The sequence below is a fragment of the Roseobacter litoralis Och 149 genome (assembly GCF_000154785.2).
GTDB lineage: Bacteria > Pseudomonadota > Alphaproteobacteria > Rhodobacterales > Rhodobacteraceae > Roseobacter > Roseobacter litoralis.
In genome coordinates, this window is the sequence record NC_015730.1 from 631,639 (window position 1) to 650,575 (window position 18,937).

The 18,937-nt window shown below is 59.1% G+C and carries 14 protein-coding genes and 1 riboswitch; of the genes, 9 read left to right on the top strand and 5 right to left on the bottom strand.

All coding sequences use genetic code 11. The features are described 5' to 3' along the window. Positions 1-8: 8 nt before the first annotated feature. Positions 9-1,238, bottom strand: coding sequence for a polysaccharide biosynthesis/export family protein (locus RLO149_RS02970; protein ID WP_013960573.1), 1,230 nt, complete (start codon positions 1,236-1,238; stop codon positions 9-11). Positions 1,239-1,559: 321 nt separating this feature from the next. Here RLO149_RS02970 and RLO149_RS02980 point away from each other — a divergent pair, with 321 nt between their 5' ends. Next, positions 1,560-2,534 carry a sulfotransferase gene (locus RLO149_RS02980; RefSeq protein ID WP_013960575.1) on the top strand — a complete coding sequence of 325 codons (975 nt, stop codon included), beginning with the start codon at positions 1,560-1,562 and terminating at the stop codon, positions 2,532-2,534. Between the two features lie 7 nt (positions 2,535-2,541). On the opposite strand, the gene RLO149_RS02985 is transcribed toward RLO149_RS02980, so the two are convergent. From RLO149_RS02985 to RLO149_RS02995, 3 genes are read right to left on the bottom strand one after another with little or no spacing between them, the layout of a single operon-like run. Then, positions 2,542-3,849: a lipopolysaccharide biosynthesis protein gene (locus tag RLO149_RS02985; protein ID WP_013960576.1), complete on the bottom strand. Its 1,308-nt coding sequence runs from the start codon at positions 3,847-3,849 to the stop codon at positions 2,542-2,544. Positions 3,850-3,877: 28 nt separating this feature from the next. Further along, positions 3,878-5,149, bottom strand: a complete 1,272-nt coding sequence (locus RLO149_RS02990; RefSeq protein ID WP_013960577.1) for an O-antigen ligase family protein — start codon at positions 5,147-5,149, stop codon at positions 3,878-3,880. Continuing rightward, entirely contained in the window at positions 5,146-5,985 is an 840-nt protein-coding gene (locus tag RLO149_RS02995) for a sulfotransferase family protein (protein WP_013960578.1), read from the bottom strand. Before RLO149_RS02995 ends, RLO149_RS02990 begins: the two co-directional genes overlap by 4 nt. A 305-nt stretch (positions 5,986-6,290) precedes the next feature. Here RLO149_RS02995 and RLO149_RS03000 point away from each other — a divergent pair, with 305 nt between their 5' ends. The 4 genes from RLO149_RS03000 to cls all read left to right on the top strand — a co-directional run bounded on the left by RLO149_RS03000 (position 6,291) and on the right by cls (position 11,324). Further along, positions 6,291-8,357, top strand: a complete 2,067-nt coding sequence (locus RLO149_RS03000; protein WP_013960579.1) for a GumC family protein — start codon at positions 6,291-6,293, stop codon at positions 8,355-8,357. Between the two features lie 129 nt (positions 8,358-8,486). Then, positions 8,487-9,119: a MarC family protein gene (locus RLO149_RS03005; RefSeq protein ID WP_013960580.1), complete on the top strand. Its 633-nt coding sequence runs from the start codon at positions 8,487-8,489 to the stop codon at positions 9,117-9,119. A gap of 94 nt (positions 9,120-9,213) precedes the next feature. Then, positions 9,214-9,897 (top strand): endonuclease/exonuclease/phosphatase family protein, encoded by a 684-nt coding sequence (locus tag RLO149_RS03010; RefSeq protein WP_013960581.1) that lies wholly within the window; start codon positions 9,214-9,216, stop codon positions 9,895-9,897. Beyond that, positions 9,894-11,324: a cardiolipin synthase gene (gene cls / locus RLO149_RS03015; protein ID WP_013960582.1), complete on the top strand. Its 1,431-nt coding sequence runs from the start codon at positions 9,894-9,896 to the stop codon at positions 11,322-11,324. Before RLO149_RS03010 ends, cls begins: the two co-directional genes overlap by 4 nt. Positions 11,325-11,349: 25 nt before the next feature. Here cls and RLO149_RS03020 read toward each other — a convergent pair whose 3' ends face one another. Then, a complete protein-coding gene (locus RLO149_RS03020) occupies positions 11,350-12,501 on the bottom strand; it encodes an acetate/propionate family kinase (RefSeq protein WP_013960583.1) in 1,152 nt (383 codons plus the stop codon). A gap of 298 nt (positions 12,502-12,799) precedes the next feature. Then, a riboswitch (cobalamin riboswitch) is annotated at positions 12,800-12,995 on the top strand. Between the two features lie 90 nt (positions 12,996-13,085). On the opposite strand from RLO149_RS03020, the gene RLO149_RS03025 reads away from it, so the two are divergent. The 4 genes from RLO149_RS03025 to RLO149_RS03040 are packed head-to-tail and all read left to right on the top strand — an operon-like array spanning position 13,086 to position 18,935. Then, positions 13,086-13,463 (top strand): DUF1636 family protein, encoded by a 378-nt coding sequence (locus RLO149_RS03025; protein ID WP_013960584.1) that lies wholly within the window; start codon positions 13,086-13,088, stop codon positions 13,461-13,463. Further along, the gene (cobW, locus tag RLO149_RS03030) at positions 13,456-14,511 is read left to right on the top strand and encodes a cobalamin biosynthesis protein CobW (RefSeq protein ID WP_013960585.1); all 1,056 of its coding nucleotides are present in this window, start codon (positions 13,456-13,458) and stop codon (positions 14,509-14,511) included. The genes RLO149_RS03025 and cobW overlap by 8 nt, the downstream gene beginning before the upstream one ends. 6 nt (positions 14,512-14,517) lie before the next feature. Beyond that, positions 14,518-17,784, top strand: a complete 3,267-nt coding sequence (cobN, locus tag RLO149_RS03035; protein ID WP_013960586.1) for a cobaltochelatase subunit CobN — start codon at positions 14,518-14,520, stop codon at positions 17,782-17,784. Further along, positions 17,781-18,935 (top strand): precorrin-3B synthase, encoded by a 1,155-nt coding sequence (locus tag RLO149_RS03040; RefSeq protein ID WP_013960587.1) that lies wholly within the window; start codon positions 17,781-17,783, stop codon positions 18,933-18,935. The genes cobN and RLO149_RS03040 overlap by 4 nt, the downstream gene beginning before the upstream one ends. The last annotated feature ends 2 nt before the right edge of the window (positions 18,936-18,937 follow it).

Sequence of the window (18,937 nt, forward strand, 5' to 3'; positions counted from 1 at the left end):
CGTTATTTTCAGTTGTAGGTAAAGATCACTTCAACAACGTCGCCGGGGCGCAAGAGCGTGTCCGGCGTGACTTCTGTGCTTGTCTCGCTCGCCCCGTTTTGACGGTGCAGGATGAACGTAAGCTCTGTGGAGTCGTCCTGTTCAACGGTGAAGGTGCCGAGCGCCAATTCACGATTGAGACTGGTCAGGCGCGCGCGCGCTTCGTCGTAGTCGCGCTCAAACTTGGCTTTCTCATCCATCAATGCTTGAACGAAATCGGCGTCCAGCCCCTGTTTTTCAATCATCAGGGACTGTAGTTCGCTCTCTGCGGCGGCGAGGTCGGCTTGTGTTGTCAGCAAGCGTGACGAGGCGTTAAGCGCCCCCTCGCGTGCATTATCGAGAGAGTTGACGGTGGTCAGCCCACGGTTCGAAAGCTGCAGAACATCCTGAAGCCTTTCTTCTTCGATCTCTGATGCTGTTTGAAACTGCGACAGCGCGGTTTCAAGAAACTCCGTGCGTTTCTTGGTCAGAACGATGCGTGCTGCGTTGTCTTCGCGTTCCCGGTCCAGCTGCGCGCGTGCGCCATCAATCATCCGCCGAAAGTTCTCAACATCGCGGCTGTCGAGACGGTCAACGATAATCTGGAATTCTTCATCAATCGGGGCGTCACTGTCCGCACCGGACAGCATGACGTCGATGCGCCAGAGTTCGGCCGCAAGCCAGGCTTCGGTCTCGCGCAACTCGGCCTGCCGGGTGCGGAAGTTCGCCAGTTGGTCAACGCGTTCTGTCTGTCCCGCCAGGGCGTTACCCCCGGCCGAACCGATGGCGGCACGCACGTTCAGGCCCGGTTCAAAAGGAACGCGGCCCGGTGCAGCAACGGCCCCGACCACCGTCACGGGACGGTAGGTGTCGATATCAAGGAAAATGTCCTGTTCATCCAGTACGATCACCGAGGATATGCCGTTCTGGACAGAACGGATTTGCCGGCCTGCCACAGCCAGCGAAATATCCTGCGACAACTCATCAAGCGTTTTGTTCGCAGCGAGATGTGTGCCCAAATAGGGCAGGCGAATTTCGCCCGCTGTGTCGACTGTTCCGATGTAGGAATGGTTATCCAACTCGATGATCTGGACCAAAATACGATCACCGGGCGCGAGCCGATAAGGTTCAGCCACCGCACCCGTTGCAAATGCGCAAACCAGCCCAAGTGCGAAGGTGCCCGCCGCACGTCCCAGAATATGCGTCAAAGACTTACCCATAACAAACACCGACCCGATTTAAGCACATCGTTTTACCCTTTCACTTGACGAGCAGACACTGCCCCGGTTTCACGAGTTTTGTCCAGAGTGTGCGGCGCGTGAAATATACCCAGAACCGCATTGTCTTCAAAATAGTATGATTTGACGGCAGAGTATTGGCGACATTCGGACGATTTTGCCTCGAGGGCTTGACCCAATGGGCTCCCTCCACCACTGCTAGGTGCAAGAATTTTCTGGTTGCTGTTTTTATGACCATTACTTTTTGCCAATTTCCGCTTGCGCGGCATGTCGCAAATGCAGCGGCTGGAGTACGGGCTGGCCATGTCTAGCACTTCACCGATTGGGTTCACACAACAGCCGCGCCCTCTGGTGGTCTATATATTGGGGTGGGGCCGCAGTGGTAGCTCCGTCATGGCGAATATTCTCGGGTCCATGCCCGCATCCGCATCCATGGGCGAGGTGCGCTATCTTTGGGACCGTGGTGTCATCGACAATGGCATTTGTGGCTGCGAACGCGCGTTTTCAGAATGTGCCTTCTGGCCGAGCCTTCCGTTTGGCACGGAAACGCTGAACGCCATCGACCCTGACCGGGCGCGGGCCTTGGTGCGCTCTGTCGGCAGTGGGGCGCGACGCCGTCAGTTTCCCGGGCTGCACAATGGCCGGTCACGTCAGATGTATTTTGAGCGCACTGCAACCGATCTTGATCTTTTGATGTCACTTTATTCCGCAGCTTTTGAGAAAAGCCAAAGTCAGGTTCTGATTGATGCGTCCAAAAGCCCGTTTTACGCGCTGAACCTGCTATACCGGAAACGTTCTTTTGATGTCGCCTTCCTGCATTTGGTCCGCGACCCGCGTGCTGTTTTGCATTCGTGGAAAAAAACGAAACAGCGCCAGGACGCGCCGGAGGGGCAGTTGTTTCCGCGATATTCTTCCACACGCTCGCTCTTGCAATGGGTGGTGGTGAATGCCGAATGCGAGCGGTTTGCGCAATTGGCACCCGACATGTATTTCCGGATACGCTTCGAGGATTTTGCCGAAAACTGGCAAGAGGCGCTGTTGTCCGGTGCAGCACCGTTGTTCGAGGCGGTGTCGGGCAAAGCCGGGGTTGGGAATGGTCGTGCAGCACTTGTGCATGCCCAGCACTCCATCAGCGGCAACCCGTCGCGGTTTGTTGTGGGGGAGATCACGCTTGATCCCAACACTTCGTGGCGCGATGACATCTCGCAGACCGACCAAAGATTGGCACAGCTGATTTGTGGGCCAGCGGCGCGCCGCTACGGCTATGCGATGGACTAGGCGCTTTTTAACCCGTCTGCCTGCCGCCGGGCAACAAAGATAGGATGGATGTATCAACGCCGAGCTTGGTGCGACACCATGCAACGGTTTGAAGGGTGAACAGCACACGCACAACCAGTGCGGCCAGCGCGGCACCAACAATCCCGAACGCAGGCACCAGTATGGGAATAAGCATCAGGCCCACCGCCTCGGATATCAGGGTCATGCGCACCACGGGACGTTCCCCATTGCTCATCAACATCAGGGGTCGGGTCGGCCCACCCAGCCCGATCAAGAGGTAGCTGCCCGCCAGAATACTCAACGCGAGCGCCGCAGCGGCAAAGCTTGGATCAAAGAGGGACAATAGATCAGGCGCGAAAAAGATCAGAATGGCGGCCCCGATGGCCAGTGGCCCCGCGATCAGCATCGCAAGTTTTCGGCCCACGTCGCACAGACCGCTGATATCGTTTTGGCTGTGAAGCCGGGCGAAAACAGGTGTCGCCGCAATGTTGATCGCGATGATGGGCAATTGCAAAAGCTGCGATGTTTTCTGGGCCGCGAAATAGGCCCCGATCTGATCGGGGGGCAAAAACAGCGCGGCGGCGGAGAGATTGAGGCTCGCGCCCATTGTGCCGAGCGATGCGACCCACATCCACGCCGACACGCCCCACGGCATGGTGGCGGTGACCTGAGCACCCGGTTGGGCCGCAAACTGGTCGCGATAGCGGATCAGCATCGCGATAAGCTGCACGACGACGAGGGCCATCAACACCAGCGAAATGCCAATCATCGCTGTAAACGCATCCCGGAACACAAACGGCAGACTGGCCGCACCCAGGCAGGCCAAAAGGACGATTGCGCGCCACAACACATCGCGCGGCGCCAGCGCCCAGAGAATACTGCCAAAGCCGCGGTATTGGTGCGACACCAGTTCGGCCAGCGCAAAGGGGATGACCAGCGCGCAGGCTCCGATCAGGTAGACGGGATTAACGTCAAAACCCAACACCGGGGCAGCCATGCCTGCCCCGAGGATCGCGCCGATCACGAGTACGGCACCAACCAGCGTGATCTGAAAACTGCGTCGAAGGGCAAAGCGCCGGTCCGCTGCGCGTTCAGGACCGTCGCCAAGTGCAGACAGCGTTTTGATGCTGAGCGTGTGTTGCCCAAAGAGTGCCGTGATCGCGCCAATCGTTCCAAGCGCGAACATTGAGGCAAACAACCCATATTCCTCCGCGCCCAAAACGCGGGCAAGCAGCATGAACATCAGGAATGTCAGTCCGGCGCTTGCCACTTTCAGACCGGCGGACAAAACGCTGCCGAGCATGAGTTTTTTCATCTTTTTAGGGCCCCGGTCTTGATCGTGGTCATTCAGCAGGCTGCCAGTTTCGGCGACGCGCAACGCCTTTACGCCTGCTCAGCTTGTTTGAGGCCACCAGTAGTGTGTCTGTTGTATAAGTCCCGAAGGCCAGCCCGCAGACCAGATACATGTGCCGCCAGTGGATAGCGCCCACAACCTGCATCAGCACCACAAGCCCCAGCAGAACCGAAAAGACCAGTGCATATTTTGTCCAGCCGGGCTGCTGATTGACGACTTTGATGATGCACCGGGCCATTGCCGAGCCATAAATCAGGATCAGGCCCAGACAGGCCAAGAGGCCATTGTGCATGGCAAAGGCAACAAAAGTGTTATGCGGCAGATAACCATAAACATAACGCGCCTGAAACGGCCCGATGCCCAGCGGATGCTCCCAGATTTGCCGGGCCGCATCTGCGACATAGCCAAAGCGCGATGTGTCATAGCTTTGCAGGGACAGGCGCTGCGCAAAAAAGGAATCCGCGAGGCGTGTTGTGATCTGATCAAGAAACAGCAAACCGATGCAGCAGGCGATAATGGCAAACCAGACAATGGCCGTGAACATCGCGCGCGCCGTGGGACGATAGATCAGCAGAGCAAGGCTGAAGACCGACAGCGAGATAAACGCATGAACCCATGCACCCCGCGAGAAAGTCGCGATCAGCGAAATGGTCACCAGACCCATCGCCCCGAGCGCCAACAGGCGAAAACGGGCTGATTCCACCACGACCCAAGCCAGAAACAAGAAGCCCGGCACCAAGAAGGGCCCAAACACGTTCGGATCTTTGAAGGTCGCTTTGACCCGGTTCCTTGCCCCCTCACCGCGAAACAGAATTTCGCTGTTGGGAATGAGGTCTAACAACGCCACAAGCGTCACAAAAGACGCAAGAACACCGCCGATCGCCATCGCGCCCAGAATGGTTGCAAAAGCCTGATCGCCTCTCGTTTTCACGAAATAGGCGGTCATGACAAAAAGCCCGATCATGTAAAACTCAATTGCGACGGCCCGCACGGCAAACACAAAAACGAATTCCACAAAAATGAGCGATAGAACGGAAAACGCGAGGTATAAATACACGCCAAGCAACGCGGACCCGCTCAGAAAATTGGTGGTGACAGGTCGCGAAAAGCAAAAGATTGCCACCGCAATCATGAACACCAAATCCGTTGGTGCAGGTTCGACAACGACGAAAAAGCTCAGAAGAACAGCAAAGATATAAACGCGCCAACTCAGCGCGCCCAAAGCGTCAGATACGCTGTTCGTCCGCGCGCGCGTTGTCACGGACGCCCTCGCCATGTGGACAGATCGCGCGACAACAGTGTCTCGAGCCGGTCGATTTCAGCGGCATGCCTCTCGGTCAGAAAAGCAAGCGCATCAGGGGTATCGCGCAGCTTTGGAACCCGGTCTTTGCTAAAGAGGACCTTGTCGACCAGCGCGCTGTCCTTGAGTTTGCCAAGCACTTTGCTCAGGCCGGCCGCACGTAATGCGACGGCACCTTGCTTCAGCATACCGTTCACATAGGGGTTACGCGCCGCGCGGGCCACATTCTTGGCCCCCTCGTCATCCGCGCCAATCAACCGGCGGGACACGCCCATGAAATCATGCAACGAATCTGCCGCCGCCTGAGGGTTTGATTTGATGTCGTCAAACCACAGGATATGCGTGTTTTCTTTGCCAAACAGCCGCCAGGATCGTTCAATCGCGTCGGAATACGCACTGCAGGTCGACAAAAGGCGGTGCGCGGTATCGGCCTCCTGCTCAAGCGAACCGCGGGCCTGTCCTGTGCGCAACAGATGCTGATACGCAGACCAGTCGCGCTCTGCTGGGTTGCGCAACGAAAAGAAAACCCGCGCATCTGGAATGTGTTTCGCAAGCCGCTCTGCTGCTTCGGGAACAAAAAGGTAGTCCGTGGTCAGATCACATCGTGCCGTCTGCTCGGGCGTTGCCTGATCATAAAGCTGTTCGTACCAGTCGATCCCGCGATCATAGAAATCCGTAAAAAACTGCACGTATTTCCCGTCTGGAACAAAAACCTCGGGGTGCGCGGCCAGGAGACTGTAAATCCAGGAAGAGCCTGCTTTTGGTGGGCCGCCGTAAAAATAATTGGGTAGCGTCATCGCACAATGCCTATCCGTCAGTCTTTGCGTGGTGTCCCACAGGGCTTACATCTTAACGCCTGCAGGGCGCAAGCAATGGCAAGCAGATTCGCGCCCAATAGGTTAATAATGCCGATAACCTGAGCGTCTTTCTCTCTTCTCGCGTGCATTTGACGCCCAATTGGACGGAAAAGCCATTTGCTCTTTCATGCCCTAACAAACAGCCTTATTAACGCGGCAGATAATTTTTGGCTTCATACGGGGCCAGCGGACGCCGGTATGAAATTGTCGGCATGGCAATACAAAGTGATGATTGAGTAATCCAGATGCATTATACGCCCAGAAACACCTTCCCTGAACAGCCCGACCAAGATGATTCTCCGGTTGGGATCGTGGCGTTGTGGCGACTTTTGTGGTGTAACAAGCTGCGTATTTTGCTACCGGCTTTCATCCTGACGTTGCTAACCGCGATTTTGGTGTTGCGATCGCCCGATACCTATACCGCCGAGGCGCAGATGCTTCTGGCGCGCGGGAATCTGGAAATCGTCGAGTTTGACAGTGCCGGCGACATCGAGGTGACGCAGGGGGCGATCGTAAACGCATTGACCATTCTGGGGTCGCGCAGCCTAGCGCTTCAGGTGATCGAGCGGTTGGATCTGACCAATGATCCCGAGGTGAACCCGAATATCGCGATCCTCGAAGACGATCCTGAGGCAGAGATTTACCCCGACAGCATCGTGCGTCAGTTCGCTTTGGACTGGCTGGCCTCGATCACGCAAGTCAGCATTTTGCCGGGAACAAATGTGATCGTGCTGCGAGCAACGACGACTGTACCGGAAAAATCTGCAGCCATCGCGAATGCCTATCTCGATGCCTATCTCGACTACCAACTGGAACGTGGGCAAAGCGAAACGGAACGCGCTGCCGGTGCCCTCAGAACGCGGGTCAACGAACTGCGCTTGCGTCTGGAGGCTGATCAGGCGCTTTTGCAGGATTATAGTGCGGGTGCCACCAGTTCCGCGATGGAATCCGCCAACGATCTGGCAGGCGAAACCGTGAACGTCCGGTCAAGACTGGAGAGCACACAGGCGTCGCTGGATGAACTGGACACCGCACTTGCAGTGCTGAACGCCACATCTGCGAGCGATTTCCAAGCGGTGCGGGATGCGCTTGATCAAAACGAAACACTCTTGCGCATGGAGCGGACCAATCTGGGTCGGGCCATTGGTGCGGACACCCTTGCGCAGGACGTTGAGACGCTGCTCGGCGCGTTGCAGACAGAGCGCTCAAGGTTCGAACAGTTGAACACGGCGCTGCGCAATGGACTTGATGCCATTGAGGAACGGATTGCCGAAGCCAACGCCTTCATGGTCGGTCTGCGGCAGTTGGAGGTAGAGGTTGAAACCACGTCGCAGGTCTATGAAAGCTCACTGGCCCGTCTCAAGGAGCTGTCGATCCAAACCGGATTGCGGGATGCCGGTGCGCAGGTTCTCGCCACGGCCGAAGCGCCCTTGCGTACGGATGCCCAGGGGCGTCGTCGCATGGTGGCCATCGCGGCTGTTCTGGGTCTCTTTATCGGCATCGCGCATGTGTTGGTGCGCGAAGCCGCGAACGACCGCGTGCGCCGCGTCTCCGAGCTGGCGGAAATCACGGGCAGCGATTGTGTCGTTCAGCTGCCCTCGGCGCACGGTGGCAAAGGGGGTAAAAACCTATCTGGAACGCTGGATTTGTCCTCTAAAGAGGCGTCGCCCTTCCTTGATGGTATACGCGCCTTGCGCCATCGGCTTGTATCTAGCGCGGACGCAACCGGGCCGCTTGTTGCCGGTGTTTTCTCGTCGCTGCCGAGTGAAGGTAAATCGTTGGTCACGCAAGCGCTGGCGCATAGCTTTTCCAAGATTGACCGCAGCGTGATCGTTGTTGACGGGGACATGCGCTCGGGCACTTTGTCCAAAAGTCTTGGAATTACCCCCGATCAACCCGGCCTGCATGAGGTCATCGCCGGAGAGGTCGATCCTTCGGATGCGATTATAACGCAATCCTCCGGGTTTGATTTGCTGCCAAGCGGTCAGTCACAGGTCAATCCGGCCGACCTTCTGGAGGTGGAGCGGTTCTCGCAATTGATCGAAGCGCTGCGCCAGAGGTATGAAATCATCATCTTTGACACCCCGCCCGTTCTCAGCGTGCCGGATGCTTCCAGAATTGCGGCGCATTTAAATGCACATGTTTTGGTGACGGCCTATGATCGCAGCCCCCGCGCCGCTGTGCGCGAGACTGTTGCAGCGCTTGAATCCGCAAAAGTAGAACGCCATGTCGTTGCCTTTTGCGATGCGCCCGAAGCATTCGGTAAAAACTATGGTGCCTCAAAAGGTGCTTTTGCCAGATACTGGACATAACGGGCTGCGCCTCGACGGTGTTTTGCAAAACATGTGCAAGGTGTGCGTTTTGCATGTGAGCGGGGCGCGGTCACTGTTGTTTCCAGACGAGAGACCTGCTGCGCGGGGACCGAAAGCCAAGGGTGATTTATGGACTATCCCGAACTGATCAAAGCTTTCGGTGCGCTGTTTGCCATCATGAACCCCTTCGTGAACCTGCCGATATTTCTGGCGCTTACGGCGGGCTTTACCGTCGCACAGCAGCGCACACTTGCTGTGAAAGTCACGGTTTTTTCAGCCGTTATGTGCACTGTCATCCTGATTGCAGGCCAACAGATCATCGGATTTTTCGGCATCACCATTGACGAGTTTCGCATCGCCGGCGGCATCGTGCTGTCACATATCGCCTGGTCGATGTTGAACGGCAACAGCGTGACATCCCATCAGGGCACGGAACAAGAACAAGACCATATGCAAGACTTAACCGGGCTTGCGTTTTACCCGATCACATTTCCGGTGATTGTCGGGCCGGGCACCATCGCCACACTGATCATTTATGCCGGACACACGACGGGCCTCAATACCATGCTCGCCCTTGGTGGGATCGTCGGCGTCATCCTGACCTTATTGTTCGTTGTGCTCTTTTTTGCATCCTTTTTCGGTAAGGTTCTCAGCGATACGATGCGTGTGATTATGACACGGCTCATGGGAATGACCTTGTTGGCCATTGCGGTCGAAATGATTGTTGCGGGGGGCAAGGCCGTGCTTCCCGGGTTGGCCTGATGCTGCGGACGGTATCTGCGGGTTCATACGGGCAACGTTTTTTAGTGACTGGCGGCGAAGGAACCGAGTTTACAGTGAAACCGAAGTCCAAACTGTGAAAATTGCAAGCTACAACATTCGAAAGGCTGTTGGTCTCGACTGGCGGCGTGACCCGGAGCGGGTCGCGGATGTTCTGCTTGAGATCGACGCGGATGTTGTTGTTTTACAAGAGGCTGACCGCAGAACCGGCACGCGGGCAGGGGTGCTGCCGATCGAACGGTTGGAAAGTGAACTGGGTTATCTGTTGCCTGACTTTTCCATCCGCGCGCTCAGCCACGGGTGGCACGGGAACACGATACTGTTGCGATCCCACTATGACAGCCACGCCGCGCGCCGCATTGATCTGCCGTCGATTGATCCGCGCGGGGCTGTCTCTGTGCAGATCGCTGACCCCTGTGTTGAGATTATCGGCGTGCACCTTGGCCTGACACCGGGGACGCGGCGCAAACAGGTTGATGTGCTCAGGCAGGTTTTGCAGGGTCAAACCCATCCCGTGATACTTGCCGGGGATTTCAACGAATGGAACCTCAAGCGGCTTGATTTTGGCTCAGATGCGCAGATCGTCTCACCGGGTCTGAGCTTTCACGCCGCCCGTCCCAGAGCGGCGCTTGATCTGTTTGTGCTTGGCCCCGGTCTGCGCGTTGTGTCTTCGCATGTGCACAAGTCTACACTTGCGGTACGCGCGTCAGATCACCTACCAATTGTGATCACCGTGGATTTCACAAAGGCCGAGCCATGACCTTGCTTTTGCTGGCGCACTTTATGATCGTTACTGCTTTCACGGTGCGCATTCTGTTGCGCGATGACCTGTCGCCGCCTGCGCGGCTGGCGTGGTTTATCATTCTCGCCGTTGTCCCTTATGTTGGCAGCGGGCTTTACTTTCTGTTTGGTGAGGTTGACCTCGGCCATCACGCGGAAAAGCGGCACAAACAGGTTTTTGATGAAATACGACCACAGGCAGGCGTGATCTTTGGCGACTCGGGGGGCTGCGAGGCCCTGATCGACCCCTACTACCAATCCGCATTCCGCTACGCGAGTTCTATCAACGGGTTCTTTCCCATGGCAGGTAATCAGGCGGAATTGATGGCGGATGAACGTGCCACCAATGCCGCCATGATCGCCGATATTGATCGCGCCCAAAGCCACGTACATGTGCTGTATTACATCTGGCTGACGGACGGCACCGGCACTGAGGTGGCGCAAGCCTTAATGCGCGCGTCTAAACGCGGGGTGACATGTCGTGCCATGGCCGACGGGCTGGGATCGCGCGCGCTGATCAGATCGCCGCTGTGGACGCAGATGAAAGAGGCAGGCGTTCAGGTCGCCGTGACACTGCCGCTCAACCGCCCCATCCTCACACTGCTGACCAGCCGGATAGATTTGCGCAACCACCGCAAGATCACCGTCATTGATGGCGAGATCACCTATTGCGGCAGCCGCAACTGTGCCGATCCGGAGTTTCTGCCAAAGGCCCGGTTTGGGCCATGGGTGGACATCATGCTGCGCTTTCAGGGGCCCGTGGTTGCGCAGAACCAATTGCTGTTCATCAGCGATTGGATGCAGGCCACCGGCGAAGCATTCGATCCCGGTGCCTTGAAGGTCGAGTGTCTTTCCCCCGGCTTCCCGGCCCATGCAATCGGGGATGGCCCGACAGAACGCAACGGCGCAACACCGCAGTTGTTTTCCAGCCTTTTCAACTGCGCGCAGAGCACGATAACGCTGACCACACCTTATTTCGTGCCGGATGCGACGGTTCTGGATGCGCTCTGTGCAGCGGCTCATCGCGGCGTGCGTGTAACGCTGATCTTTCCGCAAAAGAATGACAGCTGGATCGTGGCCGCCGCCAGCCGCGGCTATTATCGCAGGCTGCTGTCATCCGGGTGTCATATCCACGAGTTCAAAGCGGGGCTGCTCCATGCCAAGACGCTGACAATAGACGATAAAGTGACGCTGATCGGCTCCTCCAATCTGGATTTGCGCAGTTTCGATCTGAACTATGAAAACAACGTGCTTTTGCAGGACGCCCGCATCACGCAAGCGGTCTGTGACAGGCAGGCCGGGTATATCGCGCAATCCGATCCTGTGCTGCTTGAAGCGGTGCGCACATGGCCCCGACACGAACGCATCTGGCACAATGTCATCGCCACCATCGGCCCCGTGTTGTGATTGATCCGGCCCAAGGCGTCATGCCCTATGATATTGCCGCATGAACCGCGCGCGCGATGATGCGTTCCTCATCCGTCGGGATGACCATCACGCGTGTTGATCCCGTGCCGATATCGCGCGCATTGCGCTGGTTTTGCTTTGGGTCAACCGTAATGTTCAGGTACTCCAGCCCCTCAACGATGCGGCTGCGGATAGGGGCTGCGTTTTCCCCGATGCCCCCGCAGAAGATCAGCGCATCAATCCCCCCCAGCACCGCCGTCAGCGCCCCGATTTCGCGCCGGGCGCGGAATACGTAGTAGTCGATTGCTTCGCGCGCCTGCGGATCATCCGAGGCCAGTAGTTCGCGCATATCGCTGGTGATCCCCGACAGGCCCAACAGCCCGCTTTTAGAATAGAGCATCTCCATCACTTCAAGGGGGGCCATGCCCTTTTGCGTGAGCAGATACAGCACCACACCGGGGTCGATCTGGCCGCAGCGGGTGCCCATGGGCAAACCATCCAATGCCGAAAATCCCATGGTGGACCCGACGCTTTTTCCGTTGGTAATCGCACACATAGACGCCCCGTTGCCCAGATGCGCAATCACCAGCCGCCCTTTGTGCAGGTCGGGGTAGGTGGTTTTGATGACCCCAGTGATGTATTCATAGCTGACCCCGTGAAACCCGTAGCGCCGCACACCTTCGTCATAAAAGGCGCGCGGCAGGGCAAAGGTGTCATTGACCCACGGATGGCCCCGGTGAAACGCCGTGTCAAAACACCCGATCTGAACAGAATCCGGAAAGGCCGCGCGCGCCGCTTCAACCCCGGCCAGGTTATGGGGCTGATGGAGCGGTGCGAGCGGGTTGAACCGGGCAAGCGCCGCCATCACATCGCCGGTCAGCAGCGTGGGTTTCGTAAAATCCGTGCCGCCATGCACAATCCTGTGGCCCACCCCGTGGATGGGCAACCCGGTTATATGCGGTGCCAGCGCCTTGATAACATGATCCAGCGCGGCAGCGGGCGTGGGGGCCGATACCTTCTGTTTGGTTTTTCCCTCGCTGGTGTTCAGGATCAACAGCGCGTTGTCGCCAATTTCATCGACTTGACCGTAGAGCAGCATCTGGGGTTCCGGCGCATCCCGGTAAAGCCCGAATTTCAGCGATGACGAGCCGGTGTTTAATGTGAGGATACCGCTCATGTGGCGGCGACCCGGCGGAACAAAGCGACGATTGCGCGATACGAAACGCGCATGTGCATCCGATCCGCGCGGCTTGTCAGTGTGTTTGGCACATGGCCTCCGAATGTGGGGCCGGCGGTCTGAACACCGGCGTGTTTTCTGATGGTTATAGTTGCAGCCTCGTGATCCGCTGTCACGCGGGTATCTGGCGGCACCCTGTGGCGTGGTGAAACACGCGTACTTTACCGCCAGTTGGCCAATCAGAAAGCGATAATCGCCGGACAAGGCGGTGCGCCATTGACTTCCCACGCCATCGCTGGAAAATGCAGGGCACGATGGTTGTTCCGGTTCAGGCCGGGACATAAAAGGGAACGCGGTGAAATGCCGTGGCTGCCCCCGCAACTGTAAGCGAAGAGTGCCTCTGTCGCACGCCACTGACCGAAAGACGGGTTGGGAAGGCAAAAGAGGCGCGGTGACCCGCGAGCCAGGAGACCTGCCATCACAAACGCAACATAAGACCGGGCGGGGTGCTCCGGAAAGGAATGATATGATGACGGCACATGCTGTTTTAACGGACAATGATGTAACCTGCACTGGCCGCCCCCATGGGTGAGCGCACAGAGATACTGGTGTGCATCAAATGCAAACGCGGCACCGACGTCACCGACGACGGCGAACGTCCGGGCCAGCGCTTGTTTGATGAATTGCAATCGCGCGGTCTGCCCGAGGGGCTGGAACTGCGGGCGGTGGAATGTTTGCAAAACTGCGATTCCGGGTGTTCCGTCGCGCTGCGGGGGGGCGGGGCCAAATGGACCTATCTGTACGGAAACCTGCATGAGGCGTCGCATCTGGACACGCTGATAGAGGGGGCCGCCCTTTATCATGAGACCAGTGATGGTCTGATCCCGTGGCGCACCCGCCCGGAACATTTCAAACGTAACTGTATCGCGCGCATACCGCCGCTGGAGGACAACAATGGCTGATCTTGCAAAACTTCCCGTCACGGTGATCACCGGGTTTCTCGGCTCCGGGAAAACCACGCTGATTTCGCACCTGATCCAGAACCCCGGCGGCAAACGTCTGGCGGTTGTGGTGAATGAATTTGGCGATGTGGGCGTGGATGGTGAAATCCTCAAAGGCTGTGCGATCCCGGATTGCCCGGCAGAAAACATCATGGAACTTGCGAACGGCTGCATCTGCTGCACAGTCGCGGATGATTTCATCCCGACCATCGAAGCGCTCATGGCGTTGGAGCCGCGCCCGGAGCACATCGTGATTGAAACCTCCGGCCTTGCCCTGCCGAAACCGCTGCTCAAGGCGTTTGACTGGCCGGATATCCGTTCGAAAATCACGGTGGATGGCGTCATCGCGCTGGCCGATGCCGAGGCTGTGGCCGCGGGCCGCTTTGCGTCGAATGTGGCGGCGGTGGATGCGCAGCGCCTTGCGGATGAAAGCCTTGATCATGACACGCCCTTGTCCGAGGTCTTTGAAGACCAGATTTCCTGCGCGGATATTATCCTGCTGACCAAGCCCGATCTGGCCGGTGCCGAAGGCGTGGCCAAAGCCAAAGAGGAAATCGCCGCGCGCAGCCCGCGCCCGATCCCGGTGATTGAGGTTGCTGAAGGGCTGATTGACCCGCGCGTCATTCTGGGGCTGGAGGCCGCTGCCGAAGACGATATGGACGCGCGCCCCTCGCATCATGATGGGCATGATGATCACGAACATGACGATTTTGAATCCATCGTGGTGGAGATTCCCGAAGTGTCCGATCCGGCCGAACTGGTTGCCCGCATCGAGGTTTTGGCCAAGGAGCAGAATATCCTGCGCGTCAAAGGCTATGCCTCCGTTGTCGGTAAACCTATGCGGCTCTTGGTGCAGGCGGTGGGCGCGCGCGTGCGCCATCAGTTTGACCGCCCCTGGGCCGAAAATGAACCGCGCCGGGGCCGGTTGGTCGTGATCGCTGAACATGATGATGTGAGCTATGAGGCGGTGCAATCCGTGTTGGTCCCTGTCCCTGCGGCTGCCGAGTAACCTGCCATGCATGTCGTCTTTCGCGAAAGCCATGGTCTGGAAGAGACGGAAACGCCAACCGATCTGGGGCAGACGCCCGCCGATCTGGTTGTGCTCAGCCTGTCTGATTCAGACCTCGGTGCTTTGGCGCAGGCGTGGCGCAAGGGGGGTGGGCCCGAGGGCCGGCTGCCCGGCTTGCGACTGGCCAATATCACGGCGCTGAAACACCCGCTGTCGGTCGATACCTATGTCGAACAAACGCTGTGCAGCGCAAAGGGTATTCTTATTCGGCTGATTGGCGGTGTGCCCTACTGGCCCTATGGCCTGCAGCAGATCGAGGCTCTGGCGCGGGCCAAGGGCATTGCGCTGGCCGTGCTGCCTGCGGACGGGCGCACGGATACGCGCCTTGATGCGGTCTCGACCTTGCCGGTGTCCACATTGCGTCAGTTGCAAAAGCTTTGTGATACCGGTGGTGTGGTTGCATGGCAGGCGGCACTGGCGCAGATGGCGCTGGCCTCGGGGCTTTATGCAGGGCCTGTGCGCGGGGCCAAGACGTTGCCCTCGGTCGGGGGCTGGACGCCTGAGCACGATGTGACCTGTCCGGTTCTGGCCAAGGAGGCCACGGAGCCGCTGGTGCTTGTCGTCTTTTACCGCTCGTTTCTGGTGGCCGCCGATCTGGCACCGATTGAACAGGTCTTTGCCGCGCTGCGCGCCAAGGGGTTTGCCGTGATGGGGCTGTTTGCACCCTCGCTCAAGGCTCCGGGTGCTGCGGAATGGTTGACCCGTCAGGTGGCCCATCTCAGCCCCGCTGCAATCGTCAATGCGACGTCATTTTCCGGGCAAGGCACGCGCGGCGCCTCGCCGCTGGACGCAGGTGACGTGCCGGTTTTCCAGATGGCGCTGGCCACCTCGCGGCAGGCGGCATGGGCCGAAGCAGAACGCGGGTTGTCCCCCGCTGATCTGGCTATGCATGTGGTGCTGCCAGAAGTTGATGGACGGCTGTTCGCCGGTGTCGCCTCTTTCAAGGAGCCGCAAAAGAGGGACGCGGATTTGCAATATTCGCGCTTTGTGCACCGCCCCCACGCTGAGCGGATCATGGCAATCGCGGATCGGGTGGCGGCTTGGGTCCATCTGGCGTCCAAACCCGCCAGTGAACGCCGCATAGCATTGGTGATGTCCACCTACCCGGGGCGCGAGTGGAACCTCGCGCATGCTGTGGGGATGGACGCGCTTGGCTCTGCCTCCGCGATCCTTGAGGATTTGGCAGGTGCGGGCTACGCGACCGACGGGCACGTTACCGCGCAGGATTTTGAGAGCGCCGACCAACTGCTCGATGCGCGTGACTATCAGGCGCTGCTGGCCAATCTGCCACAGAGCCTGCGCGACGATCTCACGATAGCATGGGACGATCCGCCTGAAGGTGTCGCGATTGCGATGCCGGCCGTGCGGCGTGGCAATGTCTGGATCGCGCTACAACCAGAGCGTGGCACACCGCAGAAACGCGATCAAGAATACCACGACCTGTCGCGTGTCCCGCGCCATGAATATGTGGCGTTCTATCTGTGGCTGCGCACGCAGGTGGATGCCATCGTTCACATCGGGGCGCATGGCACGCTGGAATGGTTGCCGGGCAAGTCGGTCGCCCTGTCCAACGCATGCTGGCCGGATGCGCTGACCGGGGCGACGCCGGTCATTTATCCCTTTATCGTGAATGACCCCGGCGAGGCGGCACAAGCCAAGCGCCGCATCGGGGCTGTGACGCTGGGGCATATACCGCCGCCCCTGCGCCCCACTGCGACGCCGCTGCGGCTGGTACGGCTTGAAGCTTTGCTGGATGAATTTTCCAATGCGGACGGGCTTGATCCGCGCCGCCGCGATCTGTTGCAGGAGAATATCCGTGATGAGGCGCAGGCGCTGGGTGTGGAACATGAATTGGGGTTGGATGGCGTGTCCTGCGCGGCGGAGGCCATCACGCGCATCGACCGCTTTGTCTGTGACATCAAGGACAGCCAGTTCGGGGATGGTTTGCATATCTGGGGCCGCGCGCCGCAGGTGGATACCACTTTTGATGCGAGCCTTTCCGCGCGATGCGAGAGTGCAGCCCTCTTGGCGGCGCTGGATGGCAAACGCATCGCGGGCGGCCCGTCCGGATCGCCCTACCGGGGGCGGCTTGATGTGCTGCCCACCGGACGCAACCTTTATACCATAGACCAACGCTCCGTTCCGACGCGGGCGGCTTACGAACAGGGGCGCAGGCTTGCGGATGAGTTCGTGCGCAGACATCTGCAGGACGAAGGCGACTGGCCGCGCAGCCTGATCGTGGATCTCTGGGGGTCGGCCACCATGCGCACGGCAGGTGAAGAGTTCGCGATGGCGCTGTGCCTGCTGGGTGCGCGCCCGGTCTGGGATGAAGGGTCCGAGCGTGTGTCAGGCATCGAGGTGCTGCCGATCACCGAATTGGACCGCCCGCGCGTGGATGTGACCTTACGTGTTTCCGGACTGTTTCGCGACGTGTTCCCGACACTTACAGCGCTGTTTTCGCAAGCGGTGCGCGCCTTGGCCGCCCGCGATGAAGCGCCCGACTGGAACCCCTACGCAGGGGCTGACACCACGCGCGTTTTCGGCCCGGCACCGGGCAGTTTCGGCGTCGCCATGGGGGCCCATATCGGTGATTATTCCGAGGCAGCCAAACTGGCGGCAGGCGAAGCTTGGCTGGCCACCTCAAGCTGGGCGCTCGACGGGGATAAAGTGCAGCAAGACGCCGCTGGTATCAAGGCGCGGGTCAGCAAGGCGACTGCGTTTCTGCACTTTCAGGACTTGCCGGAAACCGATGTGCTGCTGGCCGAAGACTACGCCACCCATGAGGCAGGGTTCGCCGCCGCCAAATCCGTCACCGGTGGGCGCGCAGCACTCTACCATATGGATGCGACCGATTTCGAAAACCCGCGCACCCGCACCCTGACCGAAGAGATTGCCCGTGTGGTTCATGCGCGCGCCACGCAACCGGATTGGATTGCGGGCATGCAGCGGCATGGCTTTCGCGGGGCGGCGGAAATCGCCACGACACTGGAAAACATGGCTGCCTTTGCCCAGCTTGCCGATGTGGTGCCGGGACATCTATTCGATCTCTATTTCGACGCCACATTGGGCGATGCGGATGTCACGGCCTTTCTGGCAGATGCGAACCCTGCGGCGTTGGCCGCCATGCGGGACCGGTTTGCAGCGCTGCACGCGGCGGGTCTGTGGAAATCGCGGCGCAATTCGATCCTCGCGTCGCTGGAGGCGGCGGAATGAACCGCGCAGCCTCTGCGAAGGCTCCCCGCGTCAAGGGATGGTGCCCGGGCGCGCATCGCCCGATGGCCTCGGGCGACGGGCTGGTTGTGCGCGTGCGTCCTCAGATGAGCCGTCTGGATCGCACCCAAGCCTGCAGGCTGGCCGAGCTTGCGATCGGCTATGGCAATGGCGTGATTGATCTGACCTCGCGGGGCAACCTGCAGATCAGGGGCGTGGATCAGGACCGGCACGGTGCACTACTGGAAGCGCTTATGGATGCGCACCTTTTGGATGCCACAGCAGAGGATGAGGCGCGCAGGAATATCCTCACGACGCCTTTCTGGGGGCAGGATGGCCTCACCGAAAACCTGTATCCGAGGATCGTGGCAGGCTTGCGGGCCTTGCCGAACTTGCCCGCCAAAATGGGGATTGTCCTTGATACAGGTGCGCAGCCGCTGTTGTCTTTGGCCTCGGGTGATTTCAGGTTCGAACGTGGCGCACAAACAGCTTTGATCCTGCGCGCGGATGGTGCCGTGACGGGTATGGAAATAAGCCCGGACACGGCGCTGTCCGCGCTTGCTGATCTTGCGCAGTGGTTTGTCGACAGCGGCGGTGCTCAGGCAGGCCGCATGCGCCGCCACTTGGAAAGAAACGCGCTGCCGGACGGTTTTCAGGGCCATGCGCCGCGTCGCACTGGCACGACACCGCAACCGGGTCCTTGCCCTGAGGGATACCTTTTGGGTGCGGGTTTCGGGGCGGTGGATGCACGCGGGTTGATCGGTTTGTTCGCGGATGACGCAGTCGTAGGGCTGCGCTGCACGCCGTGGCGGCTGTTCCTGCTCGAAGGGGCCTCAAAGGTCGCAACCGACTGTTTCGTCACGAAACCCGGTGCGCATATCCTGAATGTCCATGCATGCCCCGGTGCGCCGCTTTGTGAACAGGGCGAAATCGAAACCCGGGCCTTGGCCGAGGCACTTGCCACCCGCATGCCCAAGGGACAAAGCCTGCATGTGTCGGGCTGCGCGAAGGGCTGCGCGCATGCCGGGCCTGCGGATGTCACTCTGGTCGGCGCGGACGGTAAATTCGATCTTGTCAGGCATGACGCTGCATGGGATGAGCCGTCTGCGCGCGGATTGTCCATAGATGATGTTTTCAAGGAACTGACACAGTAGCC

Bases quoted from the DNA above. Each gene is read 5' to 3' on its own strand.
- RLO149_RS02970 (WP_013960573.1), bottom strand. From the start codon at position 1,238: ATGGGTAAGTCTTTGACGCATATTCTGGGACGTGCGGCGGGCACCTTC.
- RLO149_RS02980 (WP_013960575.1), top strand. From the start codon at position 1,560: ATGTCTAGCACTTCACCGATTGGGTTCACACAACAGCCGCGCCCTCTG.
- RLO149_RS02985 (WP_013960576.1), bottom strand. From the start codon at position 3,849: ATGAAAAAACTCATGCTCGGCAGCGTTTTGTCCGCCGGTCTGAAAGTG.
- RLO149_RS02995 (WP_013960578.1), bottom strand. From the start codon at position 5,985: ATGACGCTACCCAATTATTTTTACGGCGGCCCACCAAAAGCAGGCTCT.
- RLO149_RS03000 (WP_013960579.1), top strand. From the start codon at position 6,291: ATGCATTATACGCCCAGAAACACCTTCCCTGAACAGCCCGACCAAGAT.
- RLO149_RS03005 (WP_013960580.1), top strand. From the start codon at position 8,487: ATGGACTATCCCGAACTGATCAAAGCTTTCGGTGCGCTGTTTGCCATC.
- cls (WP_013960582.1), top strand. From the start codon at position 9,894: ATGACCTTGCTTTTGCTGGCGCACTTTATGATCGTTACTGCTTTCACG.
- RLO149_RS03020 (WP_013960583.1), bottom strand. From the start codon at position 12,501: ATGAGCGGTATCCTCACATTAAACACCGGCTCGTCATCGCTGAAATTC.
- RLO149_RS03025 (WP_013960584.1), top strand. From the start codon at position 13,086: ATGGGTGAGCGCACAGAGATACTGGTGTGCATCAAATGCAAACGCGGC.
- cobW (WP_013960585.1), top strand. From the start codon at position 13,456: ATGGCTGATCTTGCAAAACTTCCCGTCACGGTGATCACCGGGTTTCTC.
- cobN (WP_013960586.1), top strand. From the start codon at position 14,518: ATGCATGTCGTCTTTCGCGAAAGCCATGGTCTGGAAGAGACGGAAACG.
- RLO149_RS03040 (WP_013960587.1), top strand. From the start codon at position 17,781: ATGAACCGCGCAGCCTCTGCGAAGGCTCCCCGCGTCAAGGGATGGTGC.